The following is a 13,533-nucleotide window of genomic DNA, read 5'->3' on the forward strand; positions in this document are numbered from 1 at the left end:
TTCCCGCGCCCCTCGCGGAAAATGTCGCCCACACCCCGGATCAGCACGGATCCACGGCTATTCGCACGGCTCGGCCGCCAGTCGTGACGCCTCCACCAGACTCGGTGGGGTCCCCAACTGGGGCAATCTATGGGGGCGAGAGCTTGCCTGAGGCTGTCGTTTGGGTGGGGTGTGATTGCCGAGGAGGCGAGGTCTTGCGGCAATTATTTCCGCGTTCGGACCTCAAGTTTGTGTTGAGATGGCCATAAAGCGCTCGGCGGCTTTGCGTCCTATTGTCGGCCACAAAGATCGTCGCCGTACCTGCCCGGAATCAGACATCGTCACGGAGGCGGCGTCATGTCGCCAGCGCGACAAATGCGGTTACCCGAGACTGCCGGCAAACCGCTCTGGCCAGTGATTGCGCTCTGCCAGAGCCGTCACAAAATCGATGAAGACACGGGTCTTTGCAGGGAGCTGTGATCGGCTTGCGAAGTACACCGAAATCGCGCCTGCATCGGAATACCACTGCGGCAACAGGCGGACCAGACGCCCGGCCGCCAGATGGGGTTGGGCGTCTGCCTTCGGAACCAGCGCGACGCCGACACCTAGAACGGCAGCACTGAGCATGGCAGCCGGATCGTTGACAACCAAGGTGCCGGACAAGTCCGCGACCATGGAACGACCAGCCGCATCGCGCATCGTCCATTGTCGAATGCGACCGCTCTGCCTTAAGCGCATGACAATGCTGTCCATCGCCTTCAGCCCGGTCGGGTCGAACGGCGGCAGGCGGTTCTCCATATAGCTCGGCGCCGCCACCGCAATGATGTGCGCCGGAGCCAGCGTTCGGGCGATGATGCCGGGGTTGAGATCGAAGCCTCCACCGATCGCAGCATCGTAACCATCGGCAACAAGGTCGACGGGTCTGGCATCGAAATGGCATTCCGGCTTCACGCCCGGATAGAGCGCCAGAAACTCTGGCAGATGGGGAAGGATGTGCAGCACGCCGATGGTGGGTGGGACGCTGACCTTGAGCACACCCTTCGGCTCGCCTTGAACGGCCACCCCGCCGATTGCGGTCTGGAGTGTTTCCAAACTATCGGCAACAGCCAATCGGAAGCTTTCGCCCGCCTCGGTGAGAACGAGCTTCCGCGTCGAGCGATGGAACAACCGGATCCCGAGGTTGCGCTCCAGCATGGCGACGTTGCGGCTGACCGCCGCCGGTGTCAGCGACATGCGTCTGGCCGCTTCGGAGAAGCTCCCGTGCTCGGCGCTCTGAACGAAGGACTCAAGGTTCGCCAGTGTCTCCATCGCAGCATCCTTCAAGTGATCGTTGAAGATATAACAAGCCAAGCCCCGCTAATCAAAGGGAAATGGATCGTCCATATCTGCTTCATCAAACATCGCAAGGAGCAAACAGATGACAACGACTTTTCAGCCTCTCCTGGGCAAGGTGGCTCTCGTGACCGGCGGATCGCGGGGCATCGGCGCAGCCATCGTCAAGCGCCTGGCACATGACGGAGCCGATGTGGTGTTCAGCTATTCCACCTCTGGCGACAAGGCAGAGGAGATCGTGCGCGAGATCGAAGCCTTTGGGCGTCGGTCTAAGGCTATCAAAGCGGATCAGGCCAATGCGTCCGAGGTCGCAGACCTTGTGCGACGGGCGCATGACGCGTTCGGCCGGCTGGATATCCTGGTCAATTCGGCAGGCGTGTTCATCACCGGCGGGGTCGGCGACGTGAATGCAGATATCGCGGCGTTCGATCGACAGATCGACGTCAACGTCAAAGGTGTCGCGTCCGCAGTCCGTGCCGCAGTTCCTCTGATGGCGGACGGCGGACGGATCATCTCGATCGGGACGACGGGCGCGGTTCACATTCCCTTTCCAGGTGCGGCTGACTACATCGCGACGAAAGCTGCAGTGGGCGCTTATACGCGCGGCTGGTCCCGTGACCTCGGCCCGCGCAACATCACCGTCAACCTGATCCAGCCCGGCGCGATCGATACCGACATGAACCCGGCAAACGGCCCCTTTGCAGAGACCTTGAAGGGTCTCGCCGCGCTTGGGCGCTACGGCAAGCCCGAAGACATTGCGGCGGCGGTCGCCTTCCTCGCCGGCCCGGACGCCAGCTACATCACCGGAGCAACACTCAACGTCGATGGCGGACAGACAGCCTAATCGACCATTCTCAACAGGGAGACAAATCCATGACATCCATCGGAATTATCGGCGCTGGAAACATTGGCCGCGCCATTGCGACAATTCTCGCACGGAAGGGCATCGCAGCCATGCTTTCCAACAGCCGCGGCCCTGAAACGCTTGCCGAACTTGTCGCCTCGCTCGGCCCATCGATTACCGCCGGCTCGCGCGAGGAAGCCGCATCGAAAGACATCGTCTTCATTGCCGTCAATTGGTCGAAGCTTCCCGCGGCGATGGCCGGCCTGCCCGACTGGAACGGTCGGATCGTCGTCGACACCAACAACCCGATCGAAGCGCCACTGTTCCAGCCCGCAGACCTCGGCGGCCGGACGTCGTCGGATGTCTTCGTCGAAATGGTTCCCGGTGCACGGGTCGTCAAGGCTTTTAACCATCTCCTGGCCGCCGTACTCGCCGGTGACCCGACCAGCGAAGGCGGCAAGCGCGTGCTGTTCTATTCCGGCGACGACGCCGCCGCCAAGGCGAAGATCGGCGCGCTGATTGACCGTCTCGACTTCTTCGGCATTGATCTCGGTTCCCTCGCCGTTGGCAGCCGCCTCGTCCAGTTTCCCGGCGGCCCGCTTCCGGCGCACAACCTCGTCAAATTCGGCTAAGGTTCGATATCTTCCGCGACGTCTATATTCACCAACTCAGGAGGCCGCTATGTCAGCCACATCAATCGAAATAGCACAGACGTTTTTCGACCACTGGAGCGCCAATCGGATAGACGAGGCCATCGCCATGCTGGCCGAAGACGTCCTCTACGACAACGTGCCCTTTCCCGATATCTCCGGCCGCGAGAACGTCCGAAAATTCCACCGCGATTTCGGCATCGGCAACACGTTTACTGTCGACTGGAAGGTGGTGCACATCGCGGCGGCGGGAAACGTCGTGCTGAACGAGCGGATCGACATCTTCCTCCACGAAAACGGCGGACGGATCACGCTGCCCGTCATGGGGACCGTGACCGTCGAGAACGGCATGATCACGGTCTGGCGTGATTATTTCGATCCGGCAGACTTCGACCGGCAGTTGAACGCGATCGCGAAGTAGTTGAATCACGGCACCTGACAAAGAGGTCGCCTTTGGGTCAAACTCGGACAGCGGCGCCAACAGATACTCGGATGTCCGCTATCGCCTTTCGGCACGACAACATCGGGCAGTCCGCTCCCGGCCCCGTAGCAGCGATTGCTGCGGGGCGCACGGCCATGACGAATGCCCTGTCTTTTGCCGAAGGCTGGCCACCGCGCTCGATCGGCATGGGCACCACCTTTGGGCCGAAGTTCTGGGCATCAGGTCGCCAATGATGCCAAAACAACATCAGGCGCGACTGCGAAATCAAGGAGTTTTTAAAGAGAACTGGCTGGGGAACCTGGATTCGAACCAAGATTAACGGAGTCAGAGTCCGTCGTTCTACCGTTGAACTATTCCCCAATAGAGATCCCTGTGGCATGCCTCAGGTCTTCGCCGGTGGTTGGTCATATAAAGGATTCTCTTGGCGATGCAACCCCTGTCAGCCGCTGTTTTGCGCGGTCCTGCATTTTTCTGCTAATGGGCGGCGAATGCCTTGTTCGGGCTTGGGAAAAGCAGGTTGGCGGACGGGGCTGCGAGCCCTTTCAATGTGGCATTTGCATTGATCGATGCGCCGGGCCGCGATACGTCTTGGCCTCGAGCTTTTGTCGAAACCGGATCGCACTGTAATCGCATGGCCGCAAAAACCACGTTGAATGCCAAGAACCTGGAAGCGCTGGGTGCCGAGCGGCTGGCGGCGCTTTTGATCGAGATCAGCACCGGCAATGCGGCGAGCAAGCGGCGGCTGCGGCTGGAGCTGGCCGGGGCGCAAGGGACCGGCGAGGCGGCGCGCGAGGTGCGCAAACGGCTGTCGTCGATCGACCGGGCCCGCACCTTCATCGACTGGCGCAAGATCAAGGCGCTGAAGGCGGATCTCGAGACCCAGCGCAGGGTGATCACCGGCACCATCGCTCCCAGTGACGCCGACGAGGCGATGGAGCTTCTGTGGCGGTATCTGGAGCTGGCCGGCTCTATCTTCGCGCGCTGCGACGATAGCAACGGACTTGTCATCGGCAGCTTCCACGAGGCCTGCCTCGATCTCGGCGCGATCGCCCCCAAGGCATCGAGCGCCAAGCGGCTGCCGGAGCAGGTTTTTGCAGCGATCCAGCGCAATGACTACGGCGAATACGATCCGCTGATCCCGGCCATGGCGCCGGCGCTCGGGAAGGATGGTCTGGCGCGCCTGAAGAGGCTTCTGGCCGATTGGGCGAATGAGCCGCTCGAGCAGCCGGCGGAGCGCGTCGTCATGGGCTGGGGTATGAGCGGGCCTGTCTATGAGGACGAGATCCACCGTCGCCATCGCGATACATCCGTCAGCGTCGCACTCAAACAGATTGCCGACGCTGAGGGTGATGTCGATGCCTACATCCGCCAGCAGAGCAAAGCCGCGCAGACGATGACGACGGTTGCCGCCGAGATCGCCCAGCGGCTGCTTGCCGCTGGACGCGCCGAAGAGGCGCTTGCGGCGCTCGACAAGGCGCAGGCGACGGAGCGGCCGGCCCTCGATTTCCCCTGGCAGCAGGCGCGCGTCGAGGCGCTGGAGACGCTCGGTCGACATGAGGAGGCGCAGGCCTATCGTTGGCAGTGCTTTGAGCGAGACCTCAGCGCCGAACACCTGAAGGCCTATATCAAGCGCCTGCCTGATTTCGACGATATCGAAGCCGAGGAAAAGGCCTTCGCCCATGCGCATGGATTTCCGGATGTTCATCTGGCGCTGATCTTCATGGCCCAGTGGCCGGCGCCCGCCGAAGCCGCCAAGCTGGTGCTGGCGCGGGCCGATGAAATCGATGGGGATCTCTACGAGATCCTGACGGGCGCTGCAGACTGGCTTTCGGAAAAACACCCGCTGGCAGCAACGCTGCTGCTGCGCGAAATGATCGATTTCGCGCTGGAGACGGGGCGGTCCAGCCGCTACAAGCACGTCGGCCGGCATCTGGCCACCTGCGCGGCGCTTGCCGCCCATATCGCCGATTTCGGCGCCTTTGCGGACCACGTCACCTATGCTGAGGGGCTGAAACGGAACCATGGCAAGAAGCACAGTTTCTGGAGCGCCGTCCTCTGACGCCAGGGTTGCCCGACCCGGCGCCCTCGCCTGCTTCCTGAAACGAAAGAAGGCGGGGTCTGCCCCCGCCTCCCTATCAATCCTTGTTGGGGATCTCTGTTTAGTGGCTGTCCTTGCCGACAGCATTGCCGCGACATCCCTTGAGGAAGTCGAGGTCGGCGCCGGTGTCGGCACCCTCGACATGCTGCTGGTGCAGGAAGGCATAGCCCGAGGTCGGCAGGTCGTGCTGCGGCTGCCAGGCGGCCAGGCGCTGCGCCAATTCCTCGTCCGAGATGTCGAGATGCAGGCGGCGGTTGGGCACGTCGAGCTCGATCATGTCGCCGTTCCGGACGACGGCCAGCGGTCCGCCGACGGCGGCCTCAGGCGAGGTGTGCAGCACGACGGTGCCATAGGCGGTGCCGGACATGCGGGCGTCGGAAATGCGCACCATGTCGGTGATGCCCTTCTTGAGCACCTTCGGCGGCAGACCCATGTTGCCGACTTCGGCCATGCCCGGATAACCCTTCGGGCCGCAGTTCTTCATGACCATGATGCAGGTCTCGTCGATGTCGAGCGCCTCGTCGTTGATCTTCGCCTTGTAGTCGTCGATGTCCTCGAACACGACGGCACGGCCGCGGTGGGACAACAGATGCGGCGATGCGGCCGATGGCTTCAGCACGGCGCCCTTGGGGGCCAGATTGCCGCGCACGACGACGATGCCGCCGGACTGCGTCAGTGCCTTCTCCGTCGGCAGGATGACGTCCTCGTTCCAGTTGACGACGTCTTTGACCTCGTCCCAGATTGTCTCGCCCGAGACCGTCAGCGCGTCCTTGTGAAGCAACCCTGCTTCTCCGAGACGCTTGATGACGACAGGCAGGCCGCCTGCGTAGAAGAACTCTTCCATCAGGTATTTGCCCGATGGCATCAGGTTGACGATGGTCGGCACGTCGCGGCCGCAGCGATCCCAGTCGTCAAGCGACAGGTCGATGCCGACGCGGCCGGCCATGGCGAGCAGATGGATGACGGCATTGGTCGAACCACCGATCGCCGCATTGGTGCGGATGGCGTTTTCGAAGGCGTCCTTGGTCATGATGTCCGATGGCTTCAGGTCGTCCTTGACCATCTGCACGATGCGCCGGCCCGTGAGCTGCGCCATGACCTTGCGGCGGGAATCGACACCCGGGATGGCGGCGTTGCCTGATAGCGCCATGCCGAGGGCTTCGGCCATCGACGCCATCGTCGAGGCCGTGCCCATGGTGTTGCAGGTGCCCGACGAGCGGCTCATCGAGGCTTCGGCCTCAAGGAATTCTTCCTGCGTCATTTCACCGGCCTTCACCATCTCGGAGAACTTCCAGAGATGGGTGCCGGAGCCGACGCGGTCGCCACGGAAATAGCCGTTCAGCATCGGCCCGCCGGTAACGACGATCGACGGCAGGTCGACGGAGGCGGCCGCCATGATCAGCGACGGCGTGGTCTTGTCGCAGCCGACGAGCAGCACGCAGCCGTCCATGGGCTGGCCGCGAATGGTTTCCTCGATCGCCAGTGCCGCAAGGTTGCGATACATCATAGCGGTCGGACGGAAGGTGTTTTCCGACGCCGAGAACACAGGCACTTCCATCGGGAAACCGCCGGCTTCCCAGACGCCAGCCTTCACCTTTTCGGCGAGCTCGCGCAGATGGCCGTTGCACGGCGTCATGTCAGACCAGGTGTTGAGGATGCCGATGACCGGACGTCCGTCGAACAGGTCGTGCGGATAGCCCTGGTTCTTCATCCAGCCACGGTGATAGATCACGTCGCGGCTGGTACCACCGTACCACTCCTGCGATCTCAGCCGGCGTGGCCATTCTGCTTTCTTGTGCATGTCAATCGTCCTTGGCGTGCTCCGGATCGCCCCTTTGGCGCCGGAGCCTAAAGTCTCTAGAGCTGGCGAATCGTGACGTCGGTCTCGGCGGCCACAGCCAGCGGATTGCGCAGCGGCAGGCCGAAATCGGCAACCTCGATCTCGAATACGTCGCCGGGCTGCGTCTTGATGCCGTCTGCGAAGGACAGCGTCGCGGTGCCGAACATATGGACGTGCACGTCGCCGGGGGCGCGGAACAAGCCATACTTGAAATGGTGGTATTCGAGGTTGGCAAAGGTGTGCGACATGTTCGCTTCGCCCGACAGGAAGGGCTTTTCGAAGATGATCTTGCCGTCGCGGGAAATCTTCGAAGTGCCCCGGATGTCGTCGGGAGCAGCGCCGATGCGGATTTCCGGGCCGAAGCTGGCCGGACGCAGCTTGGAATGGGCGAGATACAGATAGTTCATCCGCTCGGTAACGTGGTCCGAGAATTCGTTGGAGAGCGCGAAGCCGACGCGGAACGGCGTGCCGTCCTTGCCGATCACGTAGATGCCTGCCATTTCAGGCTCTTCGCCGCCGTCGAGCGCGAAGGACGGCGAGACCAGTGGAGCGCCGGGGGCCGCGGCTTCGTGGCCATTGCCCTTGTAGAACCACTCGGGCTGCACGCCCTTTTCGCCGGCTTTCGGCTTGCCGTTCTCGAGGCCCATCTTGAACATCTTCATCGAGTCGGTGAGGGTTTCCTCGGCCGCCTCTGAGGTCTTCTTGTGCATGGAGTCGCGCGTCGCGGCAGAACCGAGATGGGTAAGACCCGTGCCTGTCAGATGCAGGTGGGCTGCGTCAGGATGGGTGATCGGCGGCAGGAACTTGCCTTCGGCATAGGCCTTGTCGAGGTCGACGGTGTCGCCCAACCCATGGGCTGCGATGACGTCGGCCAGGCTCTTGCCGCTATCGGCGGCTTCCATGGCGAGCGCATAGACGCTTTCGGCGCCATTGACGACCTTGGCGGTTTCGCCCGGTTCGTTGCGGACGGCAACTGTTATCGCGCCGTCAGCACCTTTGATCTGGGAAATGAGCACGGACCTTGTCCTTCTATCTAATAAGCGGAAGCGGGTGTCCCGCATCACCGGCCCTTAGCGAAGAGCCCGCGAAATCACTCGCCTGACTGCAGTGGAACCGATCGCCAGAGGCGATCAGCCCTTGTTCTTGTTGTAGACGTCGAAGAAGACGGCGGCGAGAAGCACCAGTCCCTTGACCATCTGCTGGAAGTCGATGCCGAGGCCGACGATCGACATGCCGTTGTTCATGACGCCCATGATGAAGGCACCGATGACCGCACCGGTGATCTTGCCGACGCCGCCCGAAGCAGACGCACCGCCGATGAAGCAGGCCGCGATGACGTCGAGCTCGTTGCCGACACCGGCCTTCGGGGTCGCCGAGTTCAGGCGGGTGGCGACGATCATGCCGGCGAGGCCAGCGAGCGCACCCATGTTGACAAAGGTGAAGAAGCTCAGGCGCTCGGTGTTAATACCCGAAAGCTTCGTCGCCTTCTCGTTACCGCCCATGGCATAGACGCGGCGACCGATGGTCGTCTGGCGGGTGATGAAGGCGTAGGCCGCAATCAGGATGACCATGATAATGAGCACGTTCGGCAGGCCCTTGTCCGAAGACAGCTGGTAGCCGAGGAAGAGCAGCGCGCCGCAGATGATCAGGTTCTGGATGAGGAAGAAGCTCATCGGCTCGACATCGATGCCGTGGCTCTCGTTCGACTTACGACGGCGCAAGGCCATGATGAACAGCACCAGGGGCATGACGATCGACAGGATGATCGATGTCGAGTGGATCGTGCCCATGTCGAAGAAGTCGGGGATGAAGCCCGTGCTGATCAGCTGGAAGTCCTTGGGGAAAGGACCGATGTTCTTGCCGCCGAGGACAAACAGCGTCAGACCGCGGAACACGAGCATGCCGGCCAGCGTCACGATGAAGGACGGAATCTTGTGGTAGGCGATGAAATAGCCCTGCGCCGCACCGATGATGCCGCCGACGACCAGACACAGCAGCGCTGCCAGGATGAAGTTCATCTGGTATTGCACCGTCAGGATACCGGCGATGGCACCGACGAATCCGACGACCGAGCCGACCGACAGGTCGATATGGCCGGCAACGATGACCAGTAGCATGCCCAGCGCCATGATGACGATGAAGGAATTCTGCAGGACGAGGTTGGTGAGGTTGACCGGCTTGAACAGGATGCCGCCGGTGTAGAACTGGAAAAACACCATGATCGCAACGAGAACGATCAGCATGCCGTATTCGCGAATATTCCCACGCACGTAATCGAACGCGGAAACCACGTGGCTTTCCTCAGCGGCGGGGGGGGTAACAGGAGTCATTATTTCTTCTCCCCAGAGCGCATGATAGCGCGCATGATGGTTTCTTGGCTGGCTTCTTCCTTGGACAGTTCCGCAACGATACGCCCTTCGTTCATGACGTAGATTCGGTCGCATGTCCCAAGCAGTTCGGGCATTTCCGATGAGATCATCAGAACGCCTTTCCCGTCTGCAGCCAGCTGGTTGATGATGCTGTAGATTTCGTATTTCGCACCGACGTCGATACCGCGCGTCGGCTCGTCGAGGATCAGGACTTCCGGGTCGGAGAACAGCCACTTCGACAGAACGACCTTCTGCTGGTTGCCGCCCGAAAGATTGACCGCCTCCTGGAAGATGCCGGAGCTGCGAATGCGCAGCTTCGAGCGGAAATCGGTCGCGACGTCCGATTCCTTGTGGTTGTCTATAACAGTCGCATTCGAGATGCCGGCGAGATTGGCAAGCGACGTGTTGTGCATGATGCTGTCGTTCAGCACGAGGCCGAGATGCTTGCGGTCTTCCGTCACGTAGGCGAGGCCGACGTCGATCGCCTTGCGCACGGTGCTGACATCGACGAGCTTGCCGTCCATGAACACCTCGCCTGATATCCGGTGGCCATAGGATTTACCGAACACGCTCATGGCGAATTCGGTGCGCCCTGCCCCCATCAGCCCGGCGATGCCGACGACTTCGCCCCTGCGGACGTTGACGTTGATGTCATGCAGGACCTGGCGGTCGCGGTGGTGCTGGTGGAAGGCGTTCCAGTTCTTCACCTCGAGCACGGTCTCGCCGATCGCAACCGAGCGCGGCGGATAGCGGTCAGCGAGTTCGCGACCAACCATGTTCTTGATGATGATGTCTTCGCTGATCTCTTCCTCGTGACAGTTCAGCGTCTTGACCGTCATGCCGTCGCGCAGGACCGTGATCTGGTCGGCGACCTTACGCACTTCGTTGAGCTTGTGCGTGATGATGATCGAGGTGATGCCCTGGTTGCGGAACTCGATCAGCAGATTGAGCAGCGCATCCGAATCTTTTTCGTTGAGCGAAGCCGTCGGTTCGTCGAGGATCAAGAGCTTGACGCTTTTCGACAGCGCCTTGGCGATTTCCACAAGCTGCTGCTTGCCGACACCGATGTTGGTGACCAGCGTTTCCGGCGATTCCTTCAATCCGACCTTGGCGAGCAAGCCGCGTGTCTTGGAGAAGGCTTCCTGCCAGCGAATGACGCCGTTGGTTGCGACCTCGTTTCCGAGGAAAATGTTTTCGGCAATCGACAGCAGCGGCACAAGGGCCAGCTCCTGGTGAATGATGATGATGCCGATCGCTTCACTGTCCTTGATGACCTTGAAGTTGCGGACCTCACCCTCGTACACGATGTCGCCGTCATAGCTTCCGGCAGGATAGACGCCGGAGAGCACTTTCATCAGGGTCGACTTGCCGGCCCCGTTTTCGCCCACCAATGCATGGATTTCACCCTGTCGAACCTTCAGGTTCACATTCTCAAGCGCTTTAACGCCCGGGAACGTCTTGGTGATGTCCCGCATTTCAAGGATAATATTGTCCATAATCAAAATCCAACGTCGCCAGCCCGAACGTGGCACGACGATCATAAATGCGAAGTCCGGAACCCGCAATTTGCGGGTTCCGGTGGTTTATTCAGTGGTTCTTACTTCAGCTGTTCAGCCTTGTAGTAACCGCCTTCGACCAGAACCTTCTCGTAGTTGTCCTTGGTGATGACGACTGGCTTCAGCAGGTAGGACGGAACGACCTTGACGCCGTTGTCGTAGGTCTTGGTGTCGTTGACTTCAGGCGTGCCGCCGGTAGCAACGGCGGTGACCATGGCAACGGTGACCTTGGCGAGATCGCGGGTGTCCTTGAAGATCGAAGAATACTGTTCGCCAGCAATGATCGACTTGATCGAAGGAATTTCCGAGTCCTGGCCGGTAACGATCGGCAGCTTGAGCTTCTCGGTACCGTAGCCGACGCCCTTCAGCGACGAGATGATGCCGATGGACAGACCGTCGTAAGGCGACAGAACGGCGTCGACCTTTGCGTCGGTGTAGTAGGCCGAAAGGAGGTTATCCATGCGAGCCTGGGCCGTTGCCGGATCCCAACGCAGCGTGCCGACCTTGTCCATGCCGGTCTGGCCGGACTTGATCACCAGCTTGCCGCTGTCGATGTAAGGCTGCAGGACAGACATTGCGCCGTCGTAGAAGAAGAAGGCGTTGTTGTCGTCAGGCGAACCGCCGAAGAGCTCGATGTTGAACGGGCCCTTGCCGTCCTTGAGGCCGAGGCCGTCAACGATGGTGCCAGCCTGGAGAACGCCGACCTGGAAATTGTCGAAGGTTGCGTAGTAGTCGACGTTGGCCGAATCGCGGATCAGGCGGTCATAAGCGATGACCTTGATGCCGGCGTCATGAGCCTTCTGCAGAACGTCCGACAGCGTCGTGCCGTCGATCGATGCAACGACCAGAACCTTGGCACCCTTGGTGACCATGTTCTCGATCTGCGACAGCTGGTTTGGAATATCGTCGTCAGCGTACTGCAGGTCGGTGGTGAAACCGGCTGCCTGGAGCTGCTTGACGATGTTGTTGCCGTCGTCGATCCAGCGAGCCGAAGACTTCGTCGGCATCGCGATACCAACCAGGCCCTTGTCGGCGGCCATTGCTGGCATGACGAACGAAGCTACACCGAAGGCCGCTGCGGCCATCAATGAGATAATGGATTTCATTGCTCTCTCCCGTTTTATATGAATTTAGCGGACGCCAAAGCACCCACCCCGAAACTGTGGCAGGTTCCGTCGGTTGGATATTACTTCAATATCAATACGAAGTACGTCTCCTCCACGATCCCACACGTGTCATGCTGCTCCCAGCACGGCGGCAAACTGGAATCAATTCGTATAACTGTCAAATAGAATAACTGGCGCCCAGTATGCCGTTTTTGGTATAATGGCAAAAAGTACTACTTTTTCGCTCCAGATGAAGGAAAAATGCAACCTTGGAGAAAATATACAACGATTATTCCCGTGATGGTATAGAGATTCACACAGATAATTTTCGCGACGACAGCCTGCTGCGGGCCGGCTTGAAGATGAATCACTTGCGGATGATTGTCATGATAGAGGACCACGGACAGATTTCGGCCGCCGCCGAGGCCATGAATATCTCCCAGCCCGCGGCCTCGCGCATGCTGTCCGAAATGGAATCGATCGCAAAGACATCTCTCTACGAACGGATCGCGAGAGGCGTGGTGCTCACGCCGTTCGGATCGGCGCTCGCCAAGCGCGCCCGCAAGATCCTGCTCGAGTTGCGCGAGGCAAGCCGGGAAATTGCCGAACTTCGAACCGGCAAGGGTGGATCGGTCTATCTGGGTTCCGTCGCGGCGCCGGCCATCAGTCTCGTCGTACCAGCGATCCGGCGCGTCACGGAAACCTATCCCGGCATCGAGATCAACATCCAGGTCGACAACAGCAACGTCCTGGCACGCGAACTGCTGGCGGCGCGCCATGATTTCATCATCAGCCGCATTCCCGACGAATTGAACCCTCGCCTTTTCACGGCCCACCAGATCGGCATCGAGAAAGCTTGCCTAATCGTGCGCAAGGGGCATCCGCTGCTCGAAAAGGGCGTGGTCAGTCTGGAAGACCTGACGGGACAGGAATGGGTCTTTCAACCGCCGGGAACGCTGCTGCGCCGTCGCCTGGAGGACATATTCATTTCGGCCGGCGTGCCGCTGCCGGAAAACATCGTCAACACCTCATCGGTGGTCCTGACGCTCGCGGTGGTATGCAAGACCAACGCCATTTCACCGATCGCGCTCGACATGGCGGAATTCATCTGCGGCCAGAGTTCGGAGGCCGGCGAAGCCTGCATTTTGCCGATCGACTTTGCAATCGACGTGAAGCCCTACAGCCTGATCACGGCCCGAGAGCGAGCCCTGCCCCCGAGCGCTCTGCTGCTCTACGATATCATCCTGCAGGAAAGCCGAGGCATGCATGCCTGAAGCCTGACATCAGCCAGGCGCCATCTTCGACGGCTAGCATTGG

12 protein-coding genes and 1 tRNA gene are annotated in these 13,533 nt (G+C 60.6%); 6 read left to right on the forward strand and 7 right to left on the reverse strand.

Going from position 1 to position 13,533, the window contains the following annotated elements:
* Nucleotides 1-360: 360 nt before the first annotated feature.
* Complete coding sequence (locus VH564_RS18860) at nucleotides 361-1,287, reverse strand: LysR family transcriptional regulator (RefSeq protein WP_423341404.1); 927 nt, start codon at nucleotides 1,285-1,287, stop codon at nucleotides 361-363.
* 109 nt (nucleotides 1,288-1,396) lie between these two features.
* Between VH564_RS18860 and VH564_RS18865 the strand changes: the two genes are divergently transcribed.
* The 4 genes from VH564_RS18865 to VH564_RS18880 all read left to right on the forward strand — a co-directional run bounded on the left by VH564_RS18865 (nucleotide 1,397) and on the right by VH564_RS18880 (nucleotide 3,480).
* On the forward strand, nucleotides 1,397-2,155 hold the full coding sequence (locus VH564_RS18865) for an SDR family NAD(P)-dependent oxidoreductase (RefSeq protein WP_423341405.1): 759 nt from the start codon (nucleotides 1,397-1,399) through the stop codon (nucleotides 2,153-2,155).
* A gap of 29 nt (nucleotides 2,156-2,184) precedes the next feature.
* Nucleotides 2,185-2,787 (forward strand): NADPH-dependent F420 reductase, encoded by a 603-nt coding sequence (locus VH564_RS18870; protein WP_423341406.1) that lies wholly within the window; start codon nucleotides 2,185-2,187, stop codon nucleotides 2,785-2,787.
* Nucleotides 2,788-2,836: 49 nt separating this feature from the next.
* Nucleotides 2,837-3,226, forward strand: a complete 390-nt coding sequence (locus tag VH564_RS18875; RefSeq protein ID WP_423341407.1) for a limonene-1,2-epoxide hydrolase family protein — start codon at nucleotides 2,837-2,839, stop codon at nucleotides 3,224-3,226.
* A 71-nt stretch (nucleotides 3,227-3,297) separates the two neighbouring features.
* On the forward strand, nucleotides 3,298-3,480 hold the full coding sequence (locus VH564_RS18880; RefSeq protein ID WP_423341408.1) for a hypothetical protein: 183 nt from the start codon (nucleotides 3,298-3,300) through the stop codon (nucleotides 3,478-3,480).
* A gap of 53 nt (nucleotides 3,481-3,533) precedes the next feature.
* Here VH564_RS18880 and VH564_RS18885 read toward each other — a convergent pair.
* Nucleotides 3,534-3,607, reverse strand: a tRNA-Gln gene (locus VH564_RS18885).
* 271 nt (nucleotides 3,608-3,878) lie between these two features.
* Between VH564_RS18885 and VH564_RS18890 the strand changes: the two genes are divergently transcribed.
* Nucleotides 3,879-5,306: a DUF6880 family protein gene (locus VH564_RS18890; protein WP_423341409.1), complete on the forward strand. Its 1,428-nt coding sequence runs from the start codon at nucleotides 3,879-3,881 to the stop codon at nucleotides 5,304-5,306.
* A gap of 100 nt (nucleotides 5,307-5,406) precedes the next feature.
* Here VH564_RS18890 and araD read toward each other — a convergent pair whose 3' ends face one another.
* The 5 genes from araD to chvE all read right to left on the reverse strand — a co-directional run bounded on the left by araD (nucleotide 5,407) and on the right by chvE (nucleotide 12,216).
* Entirely contained in the window at nucleotides 5,407-7,146 is a 1,740-nt protein-coding gene (gene araD / locus VH564_RS18895) for an L-arabinonate dehydratase (RefSeq protein WP_423341410.1), read from the reverse strand.
* Between the two features lie 56 nt (nucleotides 7,147-7,202).
* A complete protein-coding gene (araD1, locus tag VH564_RS18900; protein ID WP_423341411.1) occupies nucleotides 7,203-8,201 on the reverse strand; it encodes an AraD1 family protein in 999 nt (332 codons plus the stop codon).
* 114 nt (nucleotides 8,202-8,315) lie between these two features.
* Nucleotides 8,316-9,515 (reverse strand): multiple monosaccharide ABC transporter permease, encoded by a 1,200-nt coding sequence (gene mmsB / locus VH564_RS18905; protein ID WP_423341412.1) that lies wholly within the window; start codon nucleotides 9,513-9,515, stop codon nucleotides 8,316-8,318.
* Entirely contained in the window at nucleotides 9,515-11,050 is a 1,536-nt protein-coding gene (mmsA, locus tag VH564_RS18910) for a multiple monosaccharide ABC transporter ATP-binding protein (RefSeq protein ID WP_423341413.1), read from the reverse strand. Before mmsA ends, mmsB begins: the two co-directional genes overlap by 1 nt.
* 101 nt (nucleotides 11,051-11,151) lie before the next feature.
* Nucleotides 11,152-12,216: a multiple monosaccharide ABC transporter substrate-binding protein gene (chvE, locus tag VH564_RS18915; protein WP_423341414.1), complete on the reverse strand. Its 1,065-nt coding sequence runs from the start codon at nucleotides 12,214-12,216 to the stop codon at nucleotides 11,152-11,154.
* A gap of 269 nt (nucleotides 12,217-12,485) precedes the next feature.
* On the opposite strand from chvE, the gene VH564_RS18920 reads away from it, so the two are divergent.
* Nucleotides 12,486-13,490 carry a LysR family transcriptional regulator gene (locus VH564_RS18920; protein WP_423341415.1) on the forward strand — a complete coding sequence of 335 codons (1,005 nt, stop codon included), beginning with the start codon at nucleotides 12,486-12,488 and terminating at the stop codon, nucleotides 13,488-13,490.
* The last annotated feature ends 43 nt before the right edge of the window (nucleotides 13,491-13,533 follow it).

This window comes from Rhizobium sp. HT1-10 (genome assembly GCF_049472505.1).
Classification (GTDB): Bacteria; Pseudomonadota; Alphaproteobacteria; order Rhizobiales; family Rhizobiaceae; genus Rhizobium.

What these genes read in the sequence shown, in the direction of transcription:
- mmsA (WP_423341413.1), bottom strand. Translation starts at nt 11,050, where the DNA reads ATGGACAATATTATCCTTGAAATGCGGGACATCACCAAGACGTTCCCG.
- chvE (WP_423341414.1), bottom strand. Translation starts at nt 12,216, where the DNA reads ATGAAATCCATTATCTCATTGATGGCCGCAGCGGCCTTCGGTGTAGCT.
- VH564_RS18865 (WP_423341405.1), top strand. Translation starts at nt 1,397, where the DNA reads ATGACAACGACTTTTCAGCCTCTCCTGGGCAAGGTGGCTCTCGTGACC.
- VH564_RS18870 (WP_423341406.1), top strand. Translation starts at nt 2,185, where the DNA reads ATGACATCCATCGGAATTATCGGCGCTGGAAACATTGGCCGCGCCATT.
- VH564_RS18880 (WP_423341408.1), top strand. Translation starts at nt 3,298, where the DNA reads ATGTCCGCTATCGCCTTTCGGCACGACAACATCGGGCAGTCCGCTCCC.
- VH564_RS18875 (WP_423341407.1), top strand. Translation starts at nt 2,837, where the DNA reads ATGTCAGCCACATCAATCGAAATAGCACAGACGTTTTTCGACCACTGG.
- VH564_RS18860 (WP_423341404.1), bottom strand. Translation starts at nt 1,287, where the DNA reads ATGGAGACACTGGCGAACCTTGAGTCCTTCGTTCAGAGCGCCGAGCAC.
- VH564_RS18890 (WP_423341409.1), top strand. Translation starts at nt 3,879, where the DNA reads ATGGCCGCAAAAACCACGTTGAATGCCAAGAACCTGGAAGCGCTGGGT.
- araD (WP_423341410.1), bottom strand. Translation starts at nt 7,146, where the DNA reads ATGCACAAGAAAGCAGAATGGCCACGCCGGCTGAGATCGCAGGAGTGG.
- mmsB (WP_423341412.1), bottom strand. Translation starts at nt 9,515, where the DNA reads ATGACTCCTGTTACCCCCCCCGCCGCTGAGGAAAGCCACGTGGTTTCC.